Genomic DNA, 21,936 nt, shown 5'->3' with positions numbered 1-21,936 from the left:
CTAATAAACGGGAGGCGTCCCCGGCGGACGGGTCTTGAAGCGCTTGTGGACCCAGAAATACTGCTCGGGATGCGCGCGCACGCCCTCTTCGATGGCGCGATTGGTGGCGGTCGCATCGCTCAGGGCGTCACCGCTTGGAAAGCCCTCGAGCGGCGGCCCGAAGGCGATCTCGTAGCCCTGGCCGCGCGGCTTCTGCCACACATAACAGGGAACGACGCGCGCCTCCACCGCGCGCGCCAGCCGCCCCACGGCATGGAGGGTGATCGTGGGCACACCGAAGAACGGGGCGAATACGCTGGAGCGCTCGCCGAAGTCCTGATCCGGCAGGTAATAGAGGACACGACCCTCGCGCAGGGCCTTCAGCACCGGTCGCACGCCCTCCTGCTGTGTGATCATGGTCGCCCCGAAACGGCCGATGCCGCGACGGAAGGCGGCCTCGAACACCGGATTGGGCAGACGCCGGTAGACATTGGCCATGGGCCGCTCCGTGGACAGTACGCAGCCGATCTCGATGGCCGCGAAGTGCGGCACGAGCAGGATCACATTCCCGCGCGCGAGCGCCTGATCGTAATGTTCTCGTCCGCGGAATGACACCAGGCGGGACAGACGCGCGGGACTGGCCCACCACGCGACCATGACGTCGAACACGCCCTGACCCAGGGCCGCGAAATGGGCGCGCGCCAGACGCTTGTGCCAGGCCGCGCTTTCCTCGGGGAAACACAAGCGGAGATTGGTGATGACGACGCGCCGGCGGGCACCAAGCAGACGGTAGGCAAGCCGCCCCAGGGCGTGACCGATGACCGCCAGGACCGGCAAGGGCAAACCACTCAAGCCCCGGAATAGCACCAGCGCCACGCGCGCGGTGGCCTCACCGAGACTGCCGGCACGTTCACTCATAGGGCGATCTCCCATCCCGGCGCACGCGCTTGAAGCGCTTATAGGTCCAGAGATACTGTTCCGGCATCATGCGCACACCTTCCTCGATCGCGGCATTCATGCGCGCAGCGTCGGCCAGCGCGTCATCGGTGGGAAACGGGGTAAGGGCTGGACCGATCGTGACCTCGAATCCACCGACCCCGGGCAGCTTGCGCGTGTAGCAGGGCAGGACCACGGCATCGGCCAGGCGCGCAATACGCGCGAGCGCCGTAAGGGTGGGGGTCGGCACCCCGAAAAACGGCGCGGACACGGCCTGCGCCCCCCCCGGATCGAGATCCGGCAAGTAATAAAACGGTTTATGGTCGCAGACCTCGCGGACCAGCGAACGCAAGGGCGCGTCGTGACGCCACAGTAAGGCCCCGAAGCGCGAGCGCCGGCGCAGCAGGACATGCGCGAGCACACCGGTCGGGGCGCGATACATGCTGATGCAGGGCTGCTCGCTCGACACCCGCAGGCCGCCCATCTCGAGGCCCAGGAAATGCGGGGCCAGGAAGATGATGTTCCGGCCTTGCGCGAGCGCATCGTCGTACGAGGCGCGTTCGACGATGCGCACCCGCCGGCGAAACTCCTCATCCGAGGCCCACCACAGGCGCGCGGTGGTAAAGGCGCTGCGTCCGATGGCCACGAAGTGGCGTCGCACTAGGCGCTCGCGCTCGCGGGCCGAGAGTTCGGGGAAGCACAGGCCGATATTGATGCGCGCGATGCGCCGGGGGCGCACGGCCACCGCATAGGCCAAGACCCCGAGACCGGCGCCGACGGCCGACAGCAAGGGCCACGGCAGGGTGGCGAGTGCGCGCAACAGGGCGTCCACCACGCGCTCTGACGGTCTCGGCCCTTCAGTCATAGGGGGACTGGCCGGTATCGCGGGTCTTGAAGCGCTTCATCGTCCACATATACTGCTCCGGCATCTTCAAGACCGCCTGCTCGATCGCGGCGTTCATGGCGGTCGCGTCCCCTACCGGAGTCTCGGTCGGGAAGTTTGTGAGTGGCGGCTCCAACCACAATTCGCAGCCACCGCGGGGCAAGAGGCGGGTGAAGCAGGGTATGACCACGGCATCGGTCATGCGCGCGAGGCGTCCGAGGGTCGGCAAGGTCGCCGCCGGGACCCCGAAAAAGGAGGCGTAGACCGACTCCTTGGGGCCTAAGTCCTCATCGGGGACATAGGAGGCGCCATATCCGGCCTTGACGGCGCGGATGAACGGGCGCATGCCCGCCTCGCGCGCGAACACGCGCCCGCCGAAGCGCTCGCGCCCGCGCGTCATGACGAAATCGAGGACCGGATCCTTCAAAGGCTTCACGAAACCGACGTAAGGGAAGTAGCGCGACAGGGCGAGGCTTGCCTCGAGCCCCACGCAATGGCAATGAAGGACGATGATATTACGGCCCGTGGCACGCGCGGCCTCGTAATGCTCGAGACCGACTACGCGCAGGCAGCAGTCGAGCATGCGCTCGTCCCCCCACCAAAGGACCGCCATGTGAAACAGCGCGAGCGCCGCCAGGCGAAAGTGCTCGCGCACCGCCCGCTTCCGCCGCTCGGGGGTCCATTCCGGAAAACACAGACCGATATTGATCGTGGCGATGCGCCGCCTCTTGCGGTTGCCGCGATAATAGACGCGGCCGAGGATATCGGCCATGCGCGCGCGCGCGCCAAGCGGCAGGTAGAGGCTCGCGCGCAGGAATGCCACCGCCGCCCACGTGGGCCAGTGGCGGGGCGCGAGCAGGCGCCAGGCAAAGCGCACACGATGGGCGCCGGGGAGGTCAGAGGCCGCGATCATGGGCCGGCATTGTGCCAGAGCCGGCCCCGGCGGTCATCGCGCATCATCCGCGGGACGATGGATCGGCGCCGAGCAGCGGACGCACGGCACTCAAGATGTTGCGAAAGAGGCCCTTGTGGCGGGCCTCCTCGGCGGCCAGCAGGGCCTTCATGGCGGCGCGCTCGGTCGGTTTCCGGAAACAGGCCGGGCAATTGTCGGGGATCACCGGCAGCGTGGCGGCGCGCGCGAAATCGCGCAGCTGGCGTTCGCGGACGTAGAGGAAGGGCCGGATGACGCGCAGATCCCCGGCGTCGACCCGATAGTGCGCGCGCATCGTATGCAAGGTCCCGGCATGAAAGGCGCTCATGAGAAAGGACTCGGCGATGTCGTCCAGGTGCTGGGCGAGCGCCAGTACGTTGTAACCGTGGTCACGAGCGACGCGGTAGAGGGTCCCGCGGCGCATGCGCGCGCAGTAACTGCAAAACGAGTCGTTGCCGAGCGTGGCCTGGGCACGCTCGGCGATGGCCTGCCTCTCGTAGAAGTATGGGACGCCGAGCGACTCCATATAGGGGATGAGCGGGGCGGGATCGAAACCGTCGATGCCGGGGTCCACGGTGGCGACACCGAGATCAAAGGTCAGCGGGGCCTTTTTCTGGAGGTGACGCAGGACCTGCAGGAGGCTCAGACTGTCCTTGCCGCCCGAGACCCCGAGCAGCACGCGATCACCCGCGCGGATCATGTTGTAATCAGAAATGGCCTGGCCTGTCAATCTCAACAATGGCCTTGGGGGAATGGGTGGCATCGGGGTATGTTAGCCGTTGAGCGGCAGCCTGCCAAAACGAGGGTGCGGGCTGTGATTTCCGGGGACGGCTATGTTATGGTATCAGCTGCTAGCAGACCAGCCCTCGCCTGATCTCAATACATAAACTCACACAAGGACCTCACCCTAAATCATCGGGAGCCACCATGTCGAAATCCTACCTCTTTACGTCCGAATCGGTATCCGAAGGTCATCCCGACAAGATCGCGGACCAGATCTCGGATGGGGTGCTTGATGCCGTGCTGACGCAGGACCCCCATGGACGCGTGGCCTGCGAAACGCTCGTCAATACGGGGCTCGTGGTCGTGTCGGGCGAGATCACGACGACAGCGATCGTGGATTTCACGGACATCGCGCGCGCGACCATCCGCCGCATCGGCTATGACGCGCGCATGGGCTTCGACGGGGATGCCTGCGCGGTGGTGGTGGCCATGGACAAGCAATCGCCGGATATCGCCCAGGGCGTCAACGAGGGCCAGGGGCTCGATCTGGAACAGGGCGCCGGCGACCAGGGGCTCATGTTCGGCTATGCCACGAACGAGACCGAGACGCTCATGCCCATGCCGATCACCTTCGCGCATACGCTCATGCAGAGACAGGCGGCGGTGCGTCGCTCGGGGCGCCTGCCGTGGCTTCGACCCGACGCCAAGAGCCAGGTCACCATACGCTACGAGAACGACGTTCCGGCGGCCATAGACACCATCGTCGTCTCGACGCAGCATGACCCGGACGTGCGTCACGAGGACCTGAAAGAAGCGGTCATGGAGGAGATCATAAAGCCCGCGCTGCCCGAGGGCTGGCTCACGAAGGAGACCCGCTACTTCATCAACCCGACGGGCCGCTTCGTGATCGGGGGGCCGGTGGGTGACTGCGGCCTCACCGGGCGCAAGATCATCGTCGACACCTACGGCGGCATGGCGCGTCACGGCGGCGGGGCGTTCTCCGGCAAGGACCCCTCCAAGGTCGATCGCTCGGCGGCCTACGCCGGACGCTACGTGGCCAAGAACGTCGTCGCCGCCGGCCTCGCGGCGCGTTGCGAGATCCAGGTCGCCTACGCGATCGGGGTGGCGCAGCCGGTGTCGATCCGGGTCGAGACCTTCGGGACCGGGGTGGTGAGCGACGTCCGCATCGCCGAGCTGGTGGCCGAGCACTTCGATCTGCGGCCCAAGGCCATCATTCAAACCCTGGATCTCTTGCGGCCGATCTACACCAAGACCGCGGCCTATGGCCATTTCGGGCGCACCGAGCCCGAGTTCCTGTGGGAACGCACCGACAAGGCCGAGGTACTGCGTCAGGCGGTCGAAGGCAAAAAGGTCCAATCGCTGTCGCGCTAGGAGAAAGATATGAAATCGGCAGTCCATGCAAAAGAGGCGAACGACTACAAGGTAGCCGACATCGGGCAGGCGGCCTATGGCCGCGCCGAGGTCGCGATCGCCGAGACCGAGATGCCGGGCCTCATGGCCCTGCGCGCCGAGTACAAGGGGCAAAAACCCCTCAAGGGGGCGCGTATCGCCGGCAGCCTCCATATGACCATACAGACGGCGGTGCTGATGGAGACCCTGGTCGAGTTGGGCGCGGACCTGCGCTGGTCGTCGTGCAACATCTTTTCGACGCAGGACCATGCCGCCGCCGCCATGGCCGCGGCCGGGATCCCGGTGTTTGCGTGGAAGGGCGAGAGCGAGGAAGAGTACTGGTGGTGCATCGACCAGACCATCAACGGGCCCGACGGTTGGCACCCCAGCATGCTGCTCGACGACGGCGGCGACCTGACAGCGGTCATGCACGAGCGCTACCCGGAATTGATGAAGGACGTGCGTGGGCTTTCGGAAGAGACCACGACCGGGGTTCACCGGCTCTATGATCTCGAGGCCCAGGGCAAGCTGTTGTGCCCGGCGTTCAACGTGAACGATTCGGTCACGAAGTCGAAGTTCGACAACCTCTACGGCTGCCGGGAATCCCTGATCGACGGCATCAAGCGCGCCACCGACGTCATGATCGCCGGCAAGATCTGCGTCGTGGCCGGCTATGGCGATGTCGGCAAGGGCTGCGCGCAGGCCTTCCGCGGCATGGGCGCCACGGTATGGGTCACGGAGATCGACCCGATCTGCGCCCTACAAGCGGCCATGGAGGGCTATCGAGTGGTGACCCTGGAAGAGGCCGCGCCGCTGGCCGACATCTTCGTCACCGCCACCGGCAACGTCCACGTCATCGGCCTCGAGCACGTGCGCGTCATGAAGCACGAGGCCATCGTGTGCAACATCGGGCACTTCGATTCCGAGATCGACATCGCCGCGCTACGGACCCTCCCGTGGGAGAACATCAAGCCGCAGGTCGACCATATCGTCTTCCCGGACGGCAAGAAGGTCATCGTGCTGGCCGAGGGGCGGCTCGTGAACCTGGGTTGCGCCACCGGCCACTCGAGCTTCGTGATGTCGGCCTCGTTCACGAACCAGGTCATGGCACAGATCGAGCTCTGGAACCATCCGCAGGACTACAAGGTGCAGGTCTACACGCTACCCAAGCACCTGGACGAAAAGGTCGCGCGCCTGCACCTGGATAAGATCGGCGCGCATTTGACGAAACTCACCGCCGAGCAGGCCACCTACATCAACGTGCCGGTCGAGGGCCCTTACAAGCCGACCCGGTACCGCTACTGATACCGGGATGGAGTCGCAGAAGCGTCACGCGCGGGTCTTCAGCTTCGAGTTCTTTCCTCCGAAGAGCGAGGAGGCGCGCGGCGCCTTCCACGCCGCCCTGGAACAGCTCGCGCCGCTTGATCCGCGATTCTTCTCGGTGACCTTCGGGGCCGGCGGCAGCACGCGGGAGCGGACCTTGGAGACCGTGCGCGAGATCGCCGGGCACGGAAAGGCGGCAGCGCCTCACCTCTCGTGCATCGGCGCGACGCGCGAGGGCATCCGCGACATCCTCGCGACCTACAAGGCCCTCGGGGTGCGCCACATCGTGGCGCTCCGCGGCGACCTGCCGTCGGGCATGGTCGATCCCGGCGACTTCCGGTACGCCTCGGAGCTCGTGCGCTTCATCCGCGCCGAGACCGGAGACCACTTCCATATCGAGGTGGCGGCCTATCCCGAGGTGCATCCCCAGGCGACCAGCGCCGAGGACGACATCAAGCACTTTCAGGAAAAGATCGACGCCGGCGCGAACTCCGCGATCACCCAGTACTTCTACAACGCCGACGCCTATTACTGGTTCGTGGACACCTGCGAGGCACGCGGTCTTACGGTCCCGATCGTGCCCGGCATCATGCCCATCACCAATCACCGGCAGCTCGTGCGCTTCTCGGAGGCCTGCGGGGCCGAGGTGCCCCGCTGGATCCGTCGGCGCCTGGAAGACTTCGGCGAAGACGGCGAGTCGATCCGCTCCTTTGGCCTCGACGTCACCACCGCGCTATGCGCCGAACTCCTGGCCGCCGGAGCCCCGGGGCTCCACTTCTATACCCTGAACAAGGCCGCGCCCTCGAGCGTGATATGGGAGCGGCTGGGGCTGTGAACGCTCCGCCCGCCATGGGGATGCCCTAACCATCAGCTTGTCTCGGGCGATGGCGCCCGATACGCGCCCCGGCCAAAGGGCGGCCTCAAGCAAACCTCTGTCCGAACCCCCGCGGTCCTCAAGCGGGAGTGGGCGCCGGTATCGATACCGGCGCCCGTCAAGCCTCATGGAAACGCGATCGGCGCGAAACCTATTTCGGCGCCCCTCTTCGAAATAGACCCATCCCTCCAAGGAAGAAGCGGTTCGCCGTGGAGGTCCGCCCGTTGCAATGAGCCAGTGTTGCGGGGCACACCCGCCGCGATTATCACGTCAGGAGTTTTACGAGCACCGCCGCCGTGAGTGCGAGATTAAATCCCGCCATCCAGTTCAGCAGCGCGACCCGGCCGTTGGTCGCCTGCAGTGCCAGTCTGATTTCCGCGATCTCGCGGCGAACGCCGGTGAACTCCAGCGCTACTGCCTCCTTGAATGCGGCGATCTCGCGGCGAACCTTGGCAAATTCCCGTGCTACCGCCTCCTTGAAATCGCTGATCTCAGATCGAACGGCGGCAAACTCCTCGGCCGTGCTGTCCTTGAAATCGCTGATCTCAGATCGAACGGCGGCAAACTCCTCGGCCGTGCTGTCCTTGAAATCGCTGATCTCAGATCGAACGCCGGTGAACTCCTTCACCATTACTTCTTTGGTCTCGTTCTTTGCCTCGACGACATCAAGCTTGGTCGCGGTCAGGCTGGTAACGGCGTCGTACAGGGCGCTCGCTTGCGCCTCCGCCTGCTCTTCGGTGAATCCGACACTCCGCAGCCGCTTGGCGTACGTCAATGTATCGAGCATATCCCGACCCATGGTATGGATACTCCCAGTGTAGCGTGTGCCGTCCACCGCCACAAACAAGAAGGGGTCGCAGGCACGGCAAATTTGTTCTCAAGCCATGACCGTGGCACGGGAATTGGAGGTCAGCCGCAGATAATCCATGACCGTGCGTGAGCGCCTGCCGAGTCGGCGCATCATTGCGGCGATGGATTCACGGCAAATTTGTTCTCAAGCCATGACCGTGGCACGGGAATTGGAGGTCAGCCGCAGATAATCCATGACCGTGCGTGAGCGCCTGCCGAGTCGGCGCATCATTGCGGCGATGGATTGCCCCGGTTTTTGGAAGGACTTGAGCACGCCCAGCGCGAAACGGCGCAGGCGGGTGATATTCTCCGGGCCGCGGCCGGTGCGGATGCGGCTGCGGTCCTCGTCGTAATTCCAGTCGAGCTTGTGATGCTTGGCTTCGATGGTCCAGTGCCCGCGATTGAGCTTGAGCAGACGTTCAGGGCAGGCGTTGTGCGAAGGACGGCTGGTGACCCCGAGCACGACCTCGCTGCTGTGCTTGCCGGTCGTCTTCTCGACACTTTCGCGCTCGATGAGGAAGCATTGGCCGACATGCGGGAAGTCGAGGTAATCGTTGAGCGCGTCCGTGCACCAGATGCGGCGGGTTTCGATGCGACCGTGGGCCAGGGTCGGCGTTTGGGTGTAGTCGGGTGCCCCGCGCTCCTTGAAATACAGCGCGATGGCGGCCTGAAGCGCCGGCTGGTTGCCCTTGACCGTGAAGTGGTAGTGTGCTCCTTGCCGGACGATGTGTTCAGCCAATGCGCGTTGCGTCAGCAGCGCATCGGCGGTGATGTCCCGGCCGGCGAGTTCGCATCCCGCAAGCAGCGGGATGGCCATGCCGATTTCGTTGGTCTGCTTGTGTTCGTCGGCCCCGGCTACAGGCAGGGTACCGACTTTTTTTGGGCGTAGCAGTGTTCGGACTCGTGTCCGACGACGCTCATGATGTGTGCCTGCCGGCCCTCGTCGTCAATGGCGCCCTTCATCGTCTTGCCGTCGATGGCCAGCGCCTCGTCGATGAGGCCCCAGGCCTTTTGCCACGATGCGAGCGCGGCGTCCAGGGCGCCCGCATCGATCCGGACGAGGCAGTCCCGGATGACGAATTCGCTGGGTACCTCGTAATGATGGTCCTTCCCGTTCATGCGCCTGCGCCGACAGCCGAAGCGCGCCCGGGCGGCCTGCCCCAGATCGGCGGCCCATTCGGCCATCGCCTTGTAGCCACGCAAGCCGCAGAGCGTCGCGCCAGCGGCCAGTGCCAGCACCACCGGCAGGCGGTGCCGACGCCCTTGGGCTCGGCGCGGATCGGGAATGGCGGCAAAACACAGGGGAAGGGAGCGCATTTGGTGGGCGTTGAGTTGCATCTTCGGGGTCCCGGTGAGGCCCAGCCGGTCGCGGTCGGGATGGATGAGCAAGGCGGTGGCGCGGCGGTGCAGCGGGCGCACGAACACCCACTTCGGCGCCTCGGCCTCGTCGCTGTAGCCTGTGCGCGTTCGCCGATAGCCGCGCGTCTTACCCAGTGCCAGCCAGTTGGCGGCTCGGTAGACGCCGCCATGAAAGCGGCGGGGATCGACGAAGGTTTCCAGCAGCAGCAACGAATGGCCGAAATGCCGTTGCCAGTCGGCGGCGACCCGCCGTTCAAGCAGGCCGAGCACACGCGAACCGACATTCGGGAAGCGGCCTTGCGGAAGGATCAGGAAGCGGCTGTTGTTGGCGATGAGCTTCAGGCGGTCATACTGGCTGCGGAAATCCCAGCCGATCCAGCGATCGCGCACGCCGCACTTGAGTGCAGCCGCCGATAGCGTGAGCTGCGCCAGCCATTGCCCGCGCCACGTGGCGACATACCAAAGGGTCTCGCCGAGCTTCGGGAGATCGCCAAGGTAATGATGACGGGCCATCTGCTCCTGATAACGCGGCCCTTCGCCACGCGTGACGGGCCGGACCACCAGTTCTGAAAGGGCCTGGCCGTCGAAAATCGGGGGTGCTTCCATACTCCCATGATGCCGCAGCGCTGCAGGCTTGTCCAGTGACCGAGGTTAAGTTGTTCTATAGGGACGGGAATCTTCTGAGGACAAATTCGCCCTGGGGTCGCAGGGCCCCTCGGTCCCTCGGTACTCGGCCTGGGGCAGCCTACCGAACCCTGCGCTTGGACGAAATCCGGTATTTCGCGGGGCCAGTGGTTACCGGCGCGCCCGGCGTGGCCTGGGTAGGGAGCATGGCTGGCGGATGCATAGATGGCCGGCGCGTGAGGCCGAATGAGACCGCCCGTTGCGCAAAGGGCGATCACGTCGGCCGACGCCGGGCGTGATCAAGGCCTTCGAGCGCGCACCCGCAGCCCTTTCATCATTCGTCGTTCCCAATCCGCGATCATCGCCATGAGACCCGCGATTAAAGACATCCCAGGCGTCCTCGCCACCCTCAACCCGGAGTGCGATCGTGTTTCGTCACCGCATTGCCCCGCGCGAACGGCTCTGGCGATAAAGGGGCCGCTTCGGGCGCAACGGCGGCTACCAGAAACCCTTGCTTGGCGACCAGATTCAGAAATCCCGCTCGATCTTGAAGGTGTTGAAGAGGATGTCGACCGCCGTGTTGCGCGCCCCGTGGGCCACCGCGTCGAGCATATCGCCATCCGTCCATCCAAGCCCGCGCAGGTGATCGAGGTCGGGCTTGCTCACCGCATGCGGCGTGGCCATGGCCTTTAAAACAAAAAGGAGCATGGCCCGATCCTTCTCCGCCAATGGCGTGGCCTTGGGATCGGCCTTGGTGGCGGCCACCTCATCGGGTGTCTGGCCGCACATGTTGATGAGCAGCGCCTCGTTGAAGCCCACGCAATACTCGCAGTCGTTGTTCTTCGACACGAGCATGCGGATCGACGCCAGCAGGGCGGCGGAAAGAGCCGGGTGGTTGCGGTAATAGCGAATGCTATCCCATTGCTGGGCAAGGAGCGCCGGGCTGCTGCTGTAAAACCGTACGGCGTTGGGGACGCGACCAAAGAGCTTGGCTACGGCCTCATAGGTCTCGGCGACGGCGCCGCTCGCGGCTTCGGGGCCTTGCGTGATCAGTAAAGTCATGAGATGAACTCCTCGGGTGAAAGAACGGACCATGAACGAATGGCCTACGCGAGCCCGCGGACGTAGTCCCGGAGCTCGCGCAAACATTGGCGAAAGACCGCTGCCGACTGGCGATTCTTGGCAATGCCCCAGCAACCCTCCCAGGCGGCCACCAAAAAGAGCGAGGCGGCCTCGCAATCGAGGTCCGCGCGCACGCGCCCCTGGGCCTGCGCCCTTGCCAGGGCGGCCTGCACGACGCCCTGCCAGCGCGTGAGGATCGCCGACAGGTGGTCACGGAAATCGGCGTCGACGGCGCTCATTTCCTGGATCAGGTTATTGAGCGGACAGCCCCATTTGACGGCCTCGTCGTCCATGCCATGGATGCGCTGATCGAGGAGGGCGAGCAGGGCCGGATAAGGATCTTCCGCCTCTTCAAGGGGTCGGAATATGGCCTCCGCGAGCCGGCCCTGAATCACCTCGTCTATGACCGCGAGACCGAGGGCATGCTTGCTTGGGAAATGGTGGTACAGGGCGCCTTTCGTAAGATCGGTGTCGCGCAGGATCTCGGATAGGCCGGCGGCCTGGAAGCCATGGCGATGAATCTCGGCAAATGCCGCCTGGAGCAACTGGGTGCGGGTGCTATCGTGCGCCGTGTCCATGGCGGTAATCATACCGACTGGTCGGTATGTGTCAAGGGGTACCGGTCAGTCTTGCCTTCGGCGACCACCGGTGGTGTACTGCGCGACGTACTCAAGCGTGAGAGACCCAGTGAGATCGGTCATTCCCCTGGCAGTGATCTTTGCCGGTGCCGGTGCGGTAACGGGCTTTTTGCTGCGGCCTTCGGATATCTTCGGACACCAATTACCATTGTCGGTGGTGCTGGCGCGCGGATCGGACCTCCACGGCATCAACCGTTTCCTGGTACCGCTGGCCGAGCGCTCCTTCAACGAGGTGGTGGCCGGCCTCATCATAGGCGCCGTGCTCGGGACGGTGGTGGGTGCGTTGTTGAATCGCCGTTAAGTCTTTTGGCCCAGGCCGCTCAGCTCTTCCCCCCGGGCCACGAGGCCAGTACAATGCGCGGTCCGACACCCAACCGAGCGTCGCCCTTATAGCATCACGCCGCGTGTTGCCTGTATACTGCGCGCCCCTTTCCTTGCGTCCCCTATGACAACCCAAAATCTTCGGAACATCGCGATTATCGCCCACGTCGATCATGGCAAGACCACGCTCGTCGACGAACTGCTGAAGCAGTCCGGCACCTTCGAGAGCCGCGCGAACATGGGCGCCCGAGTCATGGACTCCAACGACCTCGAGCGCGAGCGTGGCATCACGATCCTCGCCAAGAATACGGCGATCCGCTGGCGTGACCACCGCATCAACATCGTCGACACCCCCGGGCACGCGGATTTCGGGGGTGAGGTGGAGCGCGTGCTGTCCATGGTGGACTCGGTGCTGTTGCTCGTCGACGCCGTCGACGGGCCCATGCCGCAGACGCGCTTTGTGACGCGCAAGGCCTTTGCCCTCGGGCTGCGGCCGATCGTCGTCATCAACAAGGTCGACCGGCCCGGGGCGCGCGTGAACTGGGTGCTCGATCAGACCTTCGACCTCTTCGACAAGCTGGGGGCGACGGAGGAGCAATTGGATTTCCCGGTCGTCTACGCCTCGGCCCTGTACGGTTACGCGAGCCTCTCGTCCGATGTGCGTGAAGGCGACATGACGCCGCTCTTCGAGGCCATACTGCGCCACACCCCGCCGCCCGAGGTCGACCCCGACGGCCCCTTCCAGATGCAGATCTCGAGCCTCGCCTATTCGAGCTATGTGGGCACGATAGCGACCGGCCGCATCAAGCGCGGGACGGTGCGCACCAATCAGGCCGTGGCGGTCATCGACCGCGTGGGTAAACGCCGCGAGGGCAAGGTCTTGCAGGTCCTGGGTTTCCTGGGCCTGGAGCGCACCGAGATCAAGGAGGCGTCGGCCGGCGACATCATCGCCGTGACCGGTATCGACCCCATCTACATCTCGGACACGCTGTGCGACCCGAGCCGCCCCGAGGCCCTGCCGCCGCTCACCGTGGATGAACCCACCGTGAGTATGACCTTCGAGATCAACACCTCGCCGTTCGTGGGCCAAGACGGGAAGTTCGTCACCAGCCGCCAGCTGCGCGAGCGCCTGGAGCGCGAGCTCATCCACAACGTCGCCCTGCGCGTCGAGGACACAGCCGATGCCGACAAATTCAAGGTCTCGGGACGCGGCGAGCTGCATCTCGGCATCCTGATCGAAACCATGCGCCGCGAGGGTTACGAGCTCGCGGTGTCGCGCCCGCAGGTGATCACCAAGATCGTGGACGGCGAGCTCCACGAGCCCTACGAGGCGCTCACCCTGGACGTGGAACAGGCCCACCAGGGCGTGCTGATCGAGCGGCTTGGCAACCGCCGCGGGGACCTGCTCGCCATGGAGCCCGATGCGAGCGGCCGTATCCGCCTGGAGTACGTCATCCCTTCACGCGGCCTGATCGGCTTTCAGACGGAGTTCCTGAGCCTCACCTCGGGCACGGGCCTCATGCACCATGTCTTCGATCACTACGGCCCGGTGAAGAAGGGCGATACCGGCGGACGCGTGAACGGCGTCTTGATTGCCAACGGCGCCGGCAAGAGCGTGGCTTATGCGCTCTTCAGCCTGCAGGAGCGGGGACGGCTTTTCATAGGGCCGGGCGAGGACCTGTACGAAGGCATGATCATCGGCATCCACTCGCGCGACAACGATCTGGTGGTGAACCCGCTACGCGGCAAGCAGCTCACCAACATGCGCGCGTCGGGCTCGGATGAGAATATCCTGCTCACCCCGCCGATCCAGCTGACCCTCGAGCGCGCCATCGAGTTCATCGACGACGATGAGCTGGTGGAGGTGACGCCGCACCATATCCGGCTGCGCAAGCGTTATCTGAAGGAAAACGACCGCAAGAAGGCCCAGCGCCAGGGTTAGGCGGGACGGTTATTCGGCCTGCTCGCGAATGGCATGGAAGCGGGCCTTGGGGAACCGTTCGGCGGTAAGGTCGAGGTGCGAGCGCGACGGCGCGAGATAGGCGAGCGCGCCGCCCGCGTCTTTGGCGAGGTGGCTTGCAAGGCGCCGGTGCAGATCGCTAAGCGTATCGGCATCGGCCTCGAGCCAACGCACCGCGACCACCGGGGCCGGCTCGAAATCGGCCTCGACCCCGTACTCGTTACGCAACCTATAGGTCACGACCTCGAACTGCAGGGCGCCGAGCGCCCCCAAGATCATCTCGTGTCCGGACAGCGGCCGAAAGAGCTGGGTTGCGCCCTCCTCGGTGAGCTGCTCCAAGCCCCGCGAGAGCGCCTTGCTCTTCAGGGGGTCGCGCAGCACCACGCGCCGGAACAGCTCGGGCGCGAAATTGGGGACACCCGTGAAACGTAACGGCTCGCCCTCGGTGAACGTATCCCCGATGCGGATCGTGCCGTGATTGGGCAGGCCCAGGATGTCGCCGGCATAGGCCTCGTCGGCCATGGAGCGCTCGTTGGCGAGAAAGGTAAGGGCATTGGCGGCATTGATCTCGCGTCCTTCGCGGACGTGATAGAGGCGCATGCCGCGCCGGTAGCGTCCCGAGCAGATGCGCACGAATGCCATGCGGTCCCGGTGCTGCGGGTCCATGTTCGCCTGGATCTTGAAGACGAAACCGGAAAAGGCCTCCTCGTCGGGCGCCACCACGCGCGTAGCGGTGGGCCGCGGCAAGGGCGGAGGGGCGAATGCCACGAAGGCGTCCAGCAGGTCGCGCACGCCGAAGTTATTCAGGGCCGATCCGAAGAACACCGGAGATTGGCGCGCCGCGCGATAGGCCTCGACATCCACGGTCGGGGCCGCCCCACGCACCAGCTCGATCTCCTGAAGGATGCGCTCGTACTCATCGCCCAAGACGACCTCGAGGTCGGGATCGCGCAGGGGAAGCAGGCGCTCCTCCTGGATGCGTTCGCTGCGCCCCTGCGGCATGAGCCGTGCCATTTCGTCGACCAGCCGGCAGATACCGCGGAAACGCTGACCCATACCGAGCGGCCAGGTGACGGGTGCGCAGCTGATGTTCAATATCCGCTCGATCTCGTCCAACAGCTCAAGCGGCTCCCGACCTTCGCGGTCCAGCTTGTTCACGAACGTGATGATCGGGGTGTTGCGCATGCGGCACACCTCAAGGAGCTTCACGGTCTGGGCCTCGACACCCTTGGCGGCGTCGATCACCATGAGCACCGAGTCGACCGCCGTCAGTGTCCGGTAGGTGTCCTCGGAGAAGTCCTGGTGGCCGGGGGTGTCGAGCAGGTTCACGATGGCCTCGCCATACGGGAATTGCATGACCGACGAGGTCACGGAGATCCCGCGCTCGCGCTCCAGCGCCATCCAGTCGGAAGTAGCGTGGCGCGCCGCCTTGCGGCCCTTGACCGCGCCCGCGAGCACGATCGCGCCACCAAAAAGCAAAAGCTTCTCGGTGAGGGTGGTCTTTCCGGCGTCGGGATGCGAAACGATCGCAAAGGTCCGGCGACGGGCAATCTCGGTCGTCAAGGAGGGCATGGGAGGGCGCAAGGATACACGCGCGGCGGCGCCAAAACTAGCGTCGCTTCGCCTGCGCGGCCCACATCGGTATACTGGACCTCTCCATGGCCATGCTTTATCCATCCACAGAGCCGTACGCGCAGCACCGCATCGCGGTGGCCGCCCCGCACATCCTCCACGTCGAGGAGTGCGGTAACCCGCGGGGGCTCCCGGTCGTGTTCCTGCACGGCGGTCCGGGGGCCGGCTGCGAGCCCTACCACCGCCGGTTCTTCGATCCCGCGCGCTACCGCATCATCCTGTTCGACCAACGCGGCGCCGGACGATCGGTCCCGCATGCGGCGCTGGATGGCAACACGACGGCCGACCTCGTCGCCGACATCGAACACATACGCGCCCAGCTCGGCATAGAGCGGTGGCTGGTGTTCGGGGGTTCGTGGGGCTCGACGCTCGCGCTCGTTTACGGCGAAACCCATCCGGAGCGGGTGCTGGGCCTGATGCTGCGCGGCATCTTCCTGTGCCGACCCATGGAGATCCGCTGGTTCTACCAGGAGGGCGCGAACTGGGTGTACCCCGACTACTGGCAGGACTTCATCGCGCCCATTCCGGAGTCCGACAGGGGCGACATGGTGGGCGCCTACTATCGGAGGCTCACCGGACCCGACGAGGATGAGCGTCGCCGTTGCGCCCGCGCCTGGTCGTTGTGGGAGGGGCGCACCGCCAACCTGAGCCCAAAGAAAGAGGTCGTGGACTTCTTTGCATTGGACCACACCGCCGTGGCGCTCTCGCGCATCGAATGCCATTACTTCATGCATGATGCCTTCCTGCGCGACAATCAGACCCTCGCGGACGCCCATCGCCTGGCACACATACCTGGCGTCATCGTGCAAGGGCGCTATGACCTGATCTGCCCCATGCGCAATGCCTGGGAGCTGCATGCGGCATGGCCCCGAAGCACCCTCATGGTCGTGCCGGAGGCGGCCCATTCGGCCGCCGAGCCTGGTATCACAAGCGCACTCGTCGAGGCAACAGACGCCTTCGCCCGGGACACCCGATGGCCACCTACGCCATAGGAGACCTGCAGGGCTGTCTGCGATCCCTGCAGAGCCTCCTCGCGCATATCCACTACGTGGATGGCACAGATCGTCTGTGGTTGACGGGCGATCTTGTCAACCGCGGGCCCGAGTCGCTTGAAACCCTCAGGTTCCTGCGCACCTTGACGGATCCCGTCATCGTGCTCGGCAATCATGATCTGCATCTGCTCGGTGTGGCCTGCGGGGCCCGCCGCATCGGCGCAGGCGACACCCTGGAGGCCATCCTTTCGGCCCCCGATCGCATCGAGCTGCTCGACTGGCTAAGAAAGCAGCCGCTCCTGTATCATGACGAGCATCATGACGTCGCCATGGTGCATGCCGGTGTTCCCGCGCAATGGGATATCCGCGAGGCGCGCACCCTCGCCGCCGAACTCGAGGCGGTCCTTCGGGGCCCCGATCTCTGTCGGGCGCTGGGAGGCGTGTATGGCCCTCTGCCGGACCTGTGGAGCCCGGAGCTCTCGGGCGCCGCGCGGCTGCGTTTCATCGCCAACGCCTTGACGCGCATCCGCTATTGCGACCTGCGGGGACGACTCGACATGCGCGACAAGGGCCCGCTTGGGACCCAGACCCCCGGCCTCGTCCCATGGTTCGATGTGCCGGGACGGCGCAGCCGGGAGACACGTATCCTGTTCGGTCATTGGTCGAGCCTGGGTCGCCGCACCTTCGGAAACGTCATTTGTCTCGATAGCGGGTGTCTGTGGGGCGGGACGCTGACCGCCTTGCGGCTCGAGGACTCCGTCTTTTTTTCAGTACCCTGCGAAAGTCGCGGGGCTTGAGGGCGTTATGATGAGCAAAAGCGAGCATCGCATCGAGGTGGGCGTAAAGACCGCCTATCTGGACAACCAGTCGGCCCCCGAGGCCAACCGCTACGTCTTTGCCTACACGATCACGATCACCAATACCGGATCGGTGCCGGCGCGGCTGCTGACACGTCACTGGATCATCACCGACGCCAACAACAAGGTCCAGGAGGTGCGTGGCGACGGGGTGGTCGGCGAACAGCCCTACCTGGAGCCCGGCATGAGCTTCGAATACACAAGCGGCGCGATGATCGAGACGCCCGTAGGGAGCATGCGCGGGAGCTACCAGATGGTGGCCGACGACGGGACATGCTTCGATGCCGACATCCCGGCATTCTCCTTGAGCATCCCGCGCACATTGCATTAGCCCTGGGCAAGTAGTGGCCCGAGACCCGCAGGGATCGCCATGCGGCGTCTCCGGGGGCAGGGCCAAGGGGATTTCACATCTCCGCGCACCCCCGTTCATGCGACGCGAGAATCGTGTCGCGCGCTAGCGGTGCCCCGGTCCGCAGGCTATCTATCCAGGCGTCGGTGGTCGTGACCGCGGCGAAACGTGACTGCAGGACCACGATGAACGCCCGGTGGATATCCATAGCACTCGCCCCTCCCGCCGCATTCCAATAAGACACGGCACCTGCCGCATCAGCCAGGAACTCGACGGCGAAACCGGAATGCACCGCGTGCCTTATCGTCGCGTCGTCACAGTTGTGGGTCATGTATCCAGCGACGGTGAGCGTGTCGATGGCCCGCGCCCGCAGCCATGCACCAAGCCCCGTTCCGGCCAGGGCGCTTGGCTGGGTCTTTTCCACGCGCACATCATACGGGCGGCGTGAGACGGTTTCGTGCAGCCCCCACCCCGCCGACCCCCTCGCGAAAAGTGACGCGCCCGCACCCATGGCATGGTGCTGGATGACCGCGATCGGGATCCCAGTCGCATGGGCGGCATCCATGGCCCGGCCAATGCGCGCGAGCGAGCCATGAACCTCCGGGTACTCGACCCGCAATCGGCCGGTGACATATTCGTTTTGGACATCGATGACTATGAGGGCGCGGCGGGGGTCGGACATGGCGGTCTCCTGAAGGTGAATCGTCAAAAAAGGTGCGGGTCGGGACGAGGGCGTCCGGATATCGCAAGCCACGCCGATGAGAGGCCAGCAATCGCAAGGGCGACTACCGTGCGCCAGCCAACCGGCCAGCCGAGCAGCTGACAAGCCAGAAGGGTCGCCGCCACGGGCTGTCCGACAAGGGTCGCCAGGACAACGGTACGCCCCAGGATCGCCAGGGCGGCGGCAAACCAAGCGTAGGCAAGCGCGGTGGCGACGAGCCCAAGATAGGCGCCAAGGAGGACATTACGCAGCGAACAGAGCTGCGCGATCTGGGGCGCGGCCACCGGAGTCACCACCAATGCGCCCCCGAGGAGCGCAATGACGACCGCCGCCAGCCTGTCTTGGGGATGTGTATCGCAAGACGCCACGGCGCCCGCGAAACCCGCATAGGCCGCCCCGCTCGCAATGGCCCAGCTCGCACCGCATAAACCCGGGACACCGACCGAGACGACCAAAAGACTGACCACGGCAGTCGCCAGGGCAAGTCCGAAGACTGGGCGCGTCGGCGACGATGCCTGGCGATGGCGCCGTGCGCCAAGGAGTGATGCCGCAGGCGCCGCGGCCACCGATATCATAGTGGCCGGGCCGGCGCCAAGGTCCGTCGCTGCGACGAAGAAGCTTCCCTGAAAGACCGCCATGAAAAGCGCGGCATGGGCTACGCCCGAGCCCCCCAATGTCCTGGCGACACGTGACAGGCGCCGGGGACCTACGACAACGGCGAGGAACATCCCCCCCAGCGACAGCCGCGCCCAAGCCCAGACGAATGGCGAAACCGCCGGCCGTGCCAACGCACCGGCGACACCGACAGTGCCCCAGAGCACGGCGGCGCCAGCGGCCTGGGCGTAGGCAAGAACATTGCGGACCTTCACATGTCGCCTCATTCGTTGATATGGGGAGGGCATTGTTTCGCGTCGGACCCCGGAGCGGCGAGTGGCCTGATGGCCAACCTTCGCTATAATCGGGCCAAAAGCGGGAGACACCACCCATGAGCGTTGACCCGATCGTCGTTGTCGCCTTTCCGGGAATCAGCCCGTTTCATCTGGCGGTACCGGGGATGGTATTCGGGGAAGACCGGCGGGACGATGGCGTTCCGCTCTTCGATGTCCGCGTATGCGGGGCAACACCCGGTGAGATCGTAACGACCGGGGGATTTTCCGTGCGCCCACGGTATCGGCTGGATGCGCTGGCAGATGCCGCGACCATCATCGTTCCCGGCTGGCGGGATCCCCGGGAAAGGCCGCCGGCGTCCCTGCTGATCGCACTGCGCGCGGCTCGGGGCCGCGACGCGCGGCTCGTGGGACTATGCCTCGGCAGCTTTGTCCTGGCAGCCGCCGGGGTCCTCGATGGACGGCCGGCGACCACCCATTGGCGATGGGCCGAGGAACTGGCGCGCGCCTACCCACGCATCGACGTGCGCCGACATGATCTCTACATCGATTGTGGCGATCTCGTCACCTCCGCAGGGGCCGCCGCCGGCATCGATTGCTGCCTACACCTTCTTCGCAAGGAGTGCGGCTCGGCGGTCGCCAATAAGGTCGCCAGGCGCCTCGTCGTACCAGCGCATCGGGAAGGAGACCAGGCCCAATACATAGAGCGGCCGATGCCGAGGACGCCCGGTGGCCGTGACCATTTTTCCAAGGCGATGGACTGGGCCGTGCGCCATCTCCACGAACCTTGCCCTCTGGACGAAATCGCGGCTCGCGCCTTCATAAGCCGGCGAACCTTCACGCGCCGTGTCCGAGACACCACCGGCAACTCGTTCGGCGCCTGGCTCATGAACGAGCGCCTGGCCTTCTGCCAGCGACTCCTGGAGACAAGCGATCGGTCGATCGACGAGATCGCAAGGGCCGCGGGCTTCGGATCAGCGGCATCCCTGCGGCCGCACTTCGGTGCGGCTTTCGGTGTTTCACCCACCTGCTATCGTAAGGGATTTCAGCTCCGCGAGACCAAGACCATAACCCGGCCACGTCAGGCCGGCCGCCGCGGTCGTCGACCCTGAGCCGATCCTTGATCGGCTCAGGCTTCGTCTAGGGCTCCGACCAGCGTATGCAGTCGCGACCTGCCTCCTTGGCGGCATAGAGCGCCATATCGGCGCGCACCAGGAGCCGCTCGATACCCCGGTCATCGCGATGGTTCCGGGTCGCCCCTATGCTCACCGTGATGCCGTATTGCCGGCCATCGGCGGCGGCGAATCGCAGGCTGCGGGCGGATTCCCCGATACGCTCGGCGACACGTTGCGCCTCCTTGCGGCGGACCTCATGCAGCAGGATGCCAAACTCCTCGCCGCCGAGACGTCCGAAGAAATCCGTGTCACGTAACTCAGGCGCAACCGCCCCCGCGAACCCCTTCAATACCGCGTCACCCGCGACATGCCCGTAACGGTCGTTCACCACCTTGAAGTGATCCAGATCCGCGATGAAAAGCACCACATCCTTCTCGTAACGCGCCGCGCGCCGCAGGCAATCGCTGGCCTGCTCGAGAAAGGCACGGCGGTTGGCTATCCCGGTCAGACTGTCGCTTGTGGCGAGCCGTCGCAGCTCCCTTTCGAGATTCTTGCGATCGCTCACGTCGCGATAGATGCCCTCGACCCCCAAAAACTCTCCGGTGGGTCCATAAAGGGCATAACTGCTGATCGATATATCGATGATGACTCCGTCACGGCGCACCATACGGCCCTCGAAATCCTGCACATTTCCATGATCCCGCAGAGCCTTTTTCAATGGTTCACGCTCGCCTGGGCTCGGATAGAAGTCCTCAGCGCGCCGGCCCACAATCTCTTCCGGCTCGTAGCCCAGAACGCGGCGCACGGCGGGCGCAACCTTGAGAACCACGCCGTCGGCGTCCGTCCGGTAGTACACATCTTGGGTGCTTTCGAACAGCCTCTGAAAATTCTCCTCGTTCTCCTTGAGGCGGTCCTCGGCTTCGTAACGCATGGTATCGTCCGTGGAGATGACGGCGACCAGAAATTTGCTATCGACCGTGATGCGTGCGCTGGAGGTCGTGATGCGGCGCAATCGACCGCGGCGCGTAAGGAGCCTGAGCGCCACAGGGGCGTTCAGGAGGACCCCCTCTTCGAGATTGCGCATACGGCTCTCGACAATCGCGCCGTCCAAGGGATGCACGAAGGCGGTCGGTGGCAGGCCCAGCAGCTCCTCCGCCGACTCGACCTCCATCAAAACGCAAGCCGCCGCATTCGCGAAGACCGCCCCGGTGCCCGAGAAGATCACGAGCGGCATGGGCATCATTTCGAGGAGCTTGCGATAAGGAAGGTCTGACGTCGCAAGCTCATCCGAAAGGTTGTTGGCAACAGTGGTCACTGTCCAGCTCCTGCGCAAGCGCGTCGGATGGGGGCCGTCCCGCAACCACGGACTGGCGCGGGATCTTTCGATCGCGGCCTTCCAGTACTCCGTGAACATCCCCGCGGTCAGACGCAATCGACGCCCTGACGATACC

At 65.1% G+C, this 21,936-nt stretch carries 22 protein-coding genes; 9 read left to right on the top strand and 13 right to left on the bottom strand.

The annotated features are described in order from the left end of the window. The 4 genes from C4901_RS00790 to C4901_RS00775 are packed head-to-tail and all read right to left on the bottom strand — an operon-like array spanning position 1 to position 3,429. Complete coding sequence (locus C4901_RS00790) at positions 1 to 897, bottom strand: lysophospholipid acyltransferase family protein (RefSeq protein ID WP_168185461.1); 897 nt, start codon at positions 895 to 897, stop codon at positions 1 to 3. After that, positions 890 to 1,780 carry a lysophospholipid acyltransferase family protein gene (locus tag C4901_RS00785; RefSeq protein ID WP_110135694.1) on the bottom strand — a complete coding sequence of 297 codons (891 nt, stop codon included), beginning with the start codon at positions 1,778 to 1,780 and terminating at the stop codon, positions 890 to 892. Before C4901_RS00785 ends, C4901_RS00790 begins: the two co-directional genes overlap by 8 nt. Continuing rightward, a complete protein-coding gene (locus tag C4901_RS00780; protein WP_110135693.1) occupies positions 1,773 to 2,711 on the bottom strand; it encodes a lysophospholipid acyltransferase family protein in 939 nt (312 codons plus the stop codon). The genes C4901_RS00785 and C4901_RS00780 overlap by 8 nt, the downstream gene beginning before the upstream one ends. A 43-nt stretch (positions 2,712 to 2,754) precedes the next feature. After that, positions 2,755 to 3,429: a tRNA 2-thiocytidine biosynthesis TtcA family protein gene (locus C4901_RS00775; protein WP_205736113.1), complete on the bottom strand. Its 675-nt coding sequence runs from the start codon at positions 3,427 to 3,429 to the stop codon at positions 2,755 to 2,757. A gap of 227 nt (positions 3,430 to 3,656) precedes the next feature. Between C4901_RS00775 and metK the strand changes: the two genes are divergently transcribed. The 3 genes from metK to metF are packed head-to-tail and all read left to right on the top strand — an operon-like array spanning position 3,657 to position 7,020. Continuing rightward, positions 3,657 to 4,844 (top strand): methionine adenosyltransferase, encoded by a 1,188-nt coding sequence (gene metK / locus C4901_RS00770; RefSeq protein WP_110135691.1) that lies wholly within the window; start codon positions 3,657 to 3,659, stop codon positions 4,842 to 4,844. Between the two features lie 9 nt (positions 4,845 to 4,853). Next, entirely contained in the window at positions 4,854 to 6,167 is a 1,314-nt protein-coding gene (ahcY, locus tag C4901_RS00765; RefSeq protein WP_110135690.1) for an adenosylhomocysteinase, read from the top strand. A gap of 7 nt (positions 6,168 to 6,174) precedes the next feature. After that, the gene (gene metF, locus C4901_RS00760) at positions 6,175 to 7,020 is read left to right on the top strand and encodes a methylenetetrahydrofolate reductase [NAD(P)H] (RefSeq protein WP_110135689.1); all 846 of its coding nucleotides are present in this window, start codon (positions 6,175 to 6,177) and stop codon (positions 7,018 to 7,020) included. Positions 7,021 to 7,324: 304 nt separating this feature from the next. On the opposite strand, the gene C4901_RS00755 is transcribed toward metF, so the two are convergent. The 5 genes from C4901_RS00755 to C4901_RS00735 form a co-directional block, all read right to left on the bottom strand. After that, complete coding sequence (locus C4901_RS00755; protein WP_205736112.1) at positions 7,325 to 7,846, bottom strand: DUF1640 domain-containing protein; 522 nt, start codon at positions 7,844 to 7,846, stop codon at positions 7,325 to 7,327. Between the two features lie 207 nt (positions 7,847 to 8,053). Next, positions 8,054 to 8,725, bottom strand: coding sequence for an ISAs1 family transposase (locus tag C4901_RS00750; RefSeq protein WP_110135688.1), 672 nt, complete (start codon positions 8,723 to 8,725; stop codon positions 8,054 to 8,056). Between the two features lie 38 nt (positions 8,726 to 8,763). Continuing rightward, a complete protein-coding gene (locus C4901_RS17825) occupies positions 8,764 to 9,873 on the bottom strand; it encodes a Druantia anti-phage system protein DruA (RefSeq protein ID WP_205736087.1) in 1,110 nt (369 codons plus the stop codon). Between the two features lie 546 nt (positions 9,874 to 10,419). Then, positions 10,420 to 10,953 (bottom strand): carboxymuconolactone decarboxylase family protein, encoded by a 534-nt coding sequence (locus C4901_RS00740; protein ID WP_110135687.1) that lies wholly within the window; start codon positions 10,951 to 10,953, stop codon positions 10,420 to 10,422. Between the two features lie 44 nt (positions 10,954 to 10,997). Then, positions 10,998 to 11,591, bottom strand: a complete 594-nt coding sequence (locus C4901_RS00735) for a TetR/AcrR family transcriptional regulator (RefSeq protein ID WP_110135686.1) — start codon at positions 11,589 to 11,591, stop codon at positions 10,998 to 11,000. 109 nt (positions 11,592 to 11,700) lie between these two features. On the opposite strand from C4901_RS00735, the gene C4901_RS00730 reads away from it, so the two are divergent. Then, positions 11,701 to 11,952 carry a hypothetical protein gene (locus C4901_RS00730; RefSeq protein WP_110135685.1) on the top strand — a complete coding sequence of 84 codons (252 nt, stop codon included), beginning with the start codon at positions 11,701 to 11,703 and terminating at the stop codon, positions 11,950 to 11,952. 144 nt (positions 11,953 to 12,096) lie between these two features. Then, positions 12,097 to 13,914 carry a translational GTPase TypA gene (gene typA, locus C4901_RS00725; RefSeq protein WP_110135684.1) on the top strand — a complete coding sequence of 606 codons (1,818 nt, stop codon included), beginning with the start codon at positions 12,097 to 12,099 and terminating at the stop codon, positions 13,912 to 13,914. A gap of 9 nt (positions 13,915 to 13,923) precedes the next feature. On the opposite strand, the gene C4901_RS00720 is transcribed toward typA, so the two are convergent. Then, positions 13,924 to 15,504, bottom strand: coding sequence for a peptide chain release factor 3 (locus tag C4901_RS00720; RefSeq protein WP_110135683.1), 1,581 nt, complete (start codon positions 15,502 to 15,504; stop codon positions 13,924 to 13,926). An 86-nt stretch (positions 15,505 to 15,590) separates the two neighbouring features. On the opposite strand from C4901_RS00720, the gene pip reads away from it, so the two are divergent. From pip to apaG, 3 genes are read left to right on the top strand one after another with little or no spacing between them, the layout of a single operon-like run. Then, on the top strand, positions 15,591 to 16,556 hold the full coding sequence (gene pip, locus C4901_RS00715) for a prolyl aminopeptidase (RefSeq protein ID WP_110135682.1): 966 nt from the start codon (positions 15,591 to 15,593) through the stop codon (positions 16,554 to 16,556). After that, on the top strand, positions 16,538 to 17,353 hold the full coding sequence (locus C4901_RS00710) for a symmetrical bis(5'-nucleosyl)-tetraphosphatase (protein WP_110135681.1): 816 nt from the start codon (positions 16,538 to 16,540) through the stop codon (positions 17,351 to 17,353). The genes pip and C4901_RS00710 overlap by 19 nt, the downstream gene beginning before the upstream one ends. Before the next feature lie 7 nt (positions 17,354 to 17,360). Beyond that, positions 17,361 to 17,744 carry a Co2+/Mg2+ efflux protein ApaG gene (gene apaG, locus C4901_RS00705; RefSeq protein ID WP_145960573.1) on the top strand — a complete coding sequence of 128 codons (384 nt, stop codon included), beginning with the start codon at positions 17,361 to 17,363 and terminating at the stop codon, positions 17,742 to 17,744. 73 nt (positions 17,745 to 17,817) lie between these two features. Here apaG and C4901_RS00700 read toward each other — a convergent pair whose 3' ends face one another. Both C4901_RS00700 and C4901_RS00695 read right to left on the bottom strand, forming a co-directional pair. Next, positions 17,818 to 18,444 (bottom strand): cysteine hydrolase family protein, encoded by a 627-nt coding sequence (locus C4901_RS00700; protein WP_110135680.1) that lies wholly within the window; start codon positions 18,442 to 18,444, stop codon positions 17,818 to 17,820. A gap of 23 nt (positions 18,445 to 18,467) precedes the next feature. Beyond that, the gene (locus C4901_RS00695) at positions 18,468 to 19,352 is read right to left on the bottom strand and encodes an EamA family transporter (protein ID WP_110135679.1); all 885 of its coding nucleotides are present in this window, start codon (positions 19,350 to 19,352) and stop codon (positions 18,468 to 18,470) included. A gap of 116 nt (positions 19,353 to 19,468) precedes the next feature. On the opposite strand from C4901_RS00695, the gene C4901_RS00690 reads away from it, so the two are divergent. Continuing rightward, on the top strand, positions 19,469 to 20,482 hold the full coding sequence (locus C4901_RS00690; protein ID WP_110135678.1) for a GlxA family transcriptional regulator: 1,014 nt from the start codon (positions 19,469 to 19,471) through the stop codon (positions 20,480 to 20,482). Between the two features lie 28 nt (positions 20,483 to 20,510). On the opposite strand, the gene C4901_RS00685 is transcribed toward C4901_RS00690, so the two are convergent. Then, positions 20,511 to 21,800 carry a diguanylate cyclase gene (locus C4901_RS00685; RefSeq protein WP_168185460.1) on the bottom strand — a complete coding sequence of 430 codons (1,290 nt, stop codon included), beginning with the start codon at positions 21,798 to 21,800 and terminating at the stop codon, positions 20,511 to 20,513. Positions 21,801 to 21,936: the final 136 nt, after the last annotated feature.

The sequence above is a fragment of the Acidiferrobacter sp. SPIII_3 genome, assembly GCF_003184265.1.
Classification (GTDB): domain Bacteria; phylum Pseudomonadota; class Gammaproteobacteria; order Acidiferrobacterales; family Acidiferrobacteraceae; genus Acidiferrobacter.
This window is presented reverse-complemented; position numbering and strand designations above follow the sequence as displayed.

Excerpts from the sequence above, each read along its gene's own strand:
- C4901_RS00720 (WP_110135683.1), bottom strand. The coding sequence starts at position 15,504 with ATGCCCTCCTTGACGACCGAGATTGCCCGTCGCCGGACCTTTGCGATC.
- C4901_RS00700 (WP_110135680.1), bottom strand. The coding sequence starts at position 18,444 with ATGTCCGACCCCCGCCGCGCCCTCATAGTCATCGATGTCCAAAACGAA.
- typA (WP_110135684.1), top strand. The coding sequence starts at position 12,097 with ATGACAACCCAAAATCTTCGGAACATCGCGATTATCGCCCACGTCGAT.
- C4901_RS17825 (WP_205736087.1), bottom strand. The coding sequence starts at position 9,873 with ATGGAAGCACCCCCGATTTTCGACGGCCAGGCCCTTTCAGAACTGGTG.
- C4901_RS00740 (WP_110135687.1), bottom strand. The coding sequence starts at position 10,953 with ATGACTTTACTGATCACGCAAGGCCCCGAAGCCGCGAGCGGCGCCGTC.
- metF (WP_110135689.1), top strand. The coding sequence starts at position 6,175 with ATGGAGTCGCAGAAGCGTCACGCGCGGGTCTTCAGCTTCGAGTTCTTT.
- C4901_RS00735 (WP_110135686.1), bottom strand. The coding sequence starts at position 11,591 with ATGGACACGGCGCACGATAGCACCCGCACCCAGTTGCTCCAGGCGGCA.
- metK (WP_110135691.1), top strand. The coding sequence starts at position 3,657 with ATGTCGAAATCCTACCTCTTTACGTCCGAATCGGTATCCGAAGGTCAT.
- apaG (WP_145960573.1), top strand. The coding sequence starts at position 17,361 with ATGATGAGCAAAAGCGAGCATCGCATCGAGGTGGGCGTAAAGACCGCC.
- C4901_RS00710 (WP_110135681.1), top strand. The coding sequence starts at position 16,538 with ATGGCCACCTACGCCATAGGAGACCTGCAGGGCTGTCTGCGATCCCTG.
- C4901_RS00750 (WP_110135688.1), bottom strand. The coding sequence starts at position 8,725 with ATGGCCATCCCGCTGCTTGCGGGATGCGAACTCGCCGGCCGGGACATC.
- C4901_RS00780 (WP_110135693.1), bottom strand. The coding sequence starts at position 2,711 with ATGATCGCGGCCTCTGACCTCCCCGGCGCCCATCGTGTGCGCTTTGCC.
- ahcY (WP_110135690.1), top strand. The coding sequence starts at position 4,854 with ATGAAATCGGCAGTCCATGCAAAAGAGGCGAACGACTACAAGGTAGCC.
- C4901_RS00690 (WP_110135678.1), top strand. The coding sequence starts at position 19,469 with ATGAGCGTTGACCCGATCGTCGTTGTCGCCTTTCCGGGAATCAGCCCG.
- pip (WP_110135682.1), top strand. The coding sequence starts at position 15,591 with ATGGCCATGCTTTATCCATCCACAGAGCCGTACGCGCAGCACCGCATC.
- C4901_RS00790 (WP_168185461.1), bottom strand. The coding sequence starts at position 897 with ATGAGTGAACGTGCCGGCAGTCTCGGTGAGGCCACCGCGCGCGTGGCG.
- C4901_RS00785 (WP_110135694.1), bottom strand. The coding sequence starts at position 1,780 with ATGACTGAAGGGCCGAGACCGTCAGAGCGCGTGGTGGACGCCCTGTTG.
- C4901_RS00755 (WP_205736112.1), bottom strand. The coding sequence starts at position 7,846 with ATGCTCGATACATTGACGTACGCCAAGCGGCTGCGGAGTGTCGGATTC.
- C4901_RS00775 (WP_205736113.1), bottom strand. The coding sequence starts at position 3,429 with ATGATCCGCGCGGGTGATCGCGTGCTGCTCGGGGTCTCGGGCGGCAAG.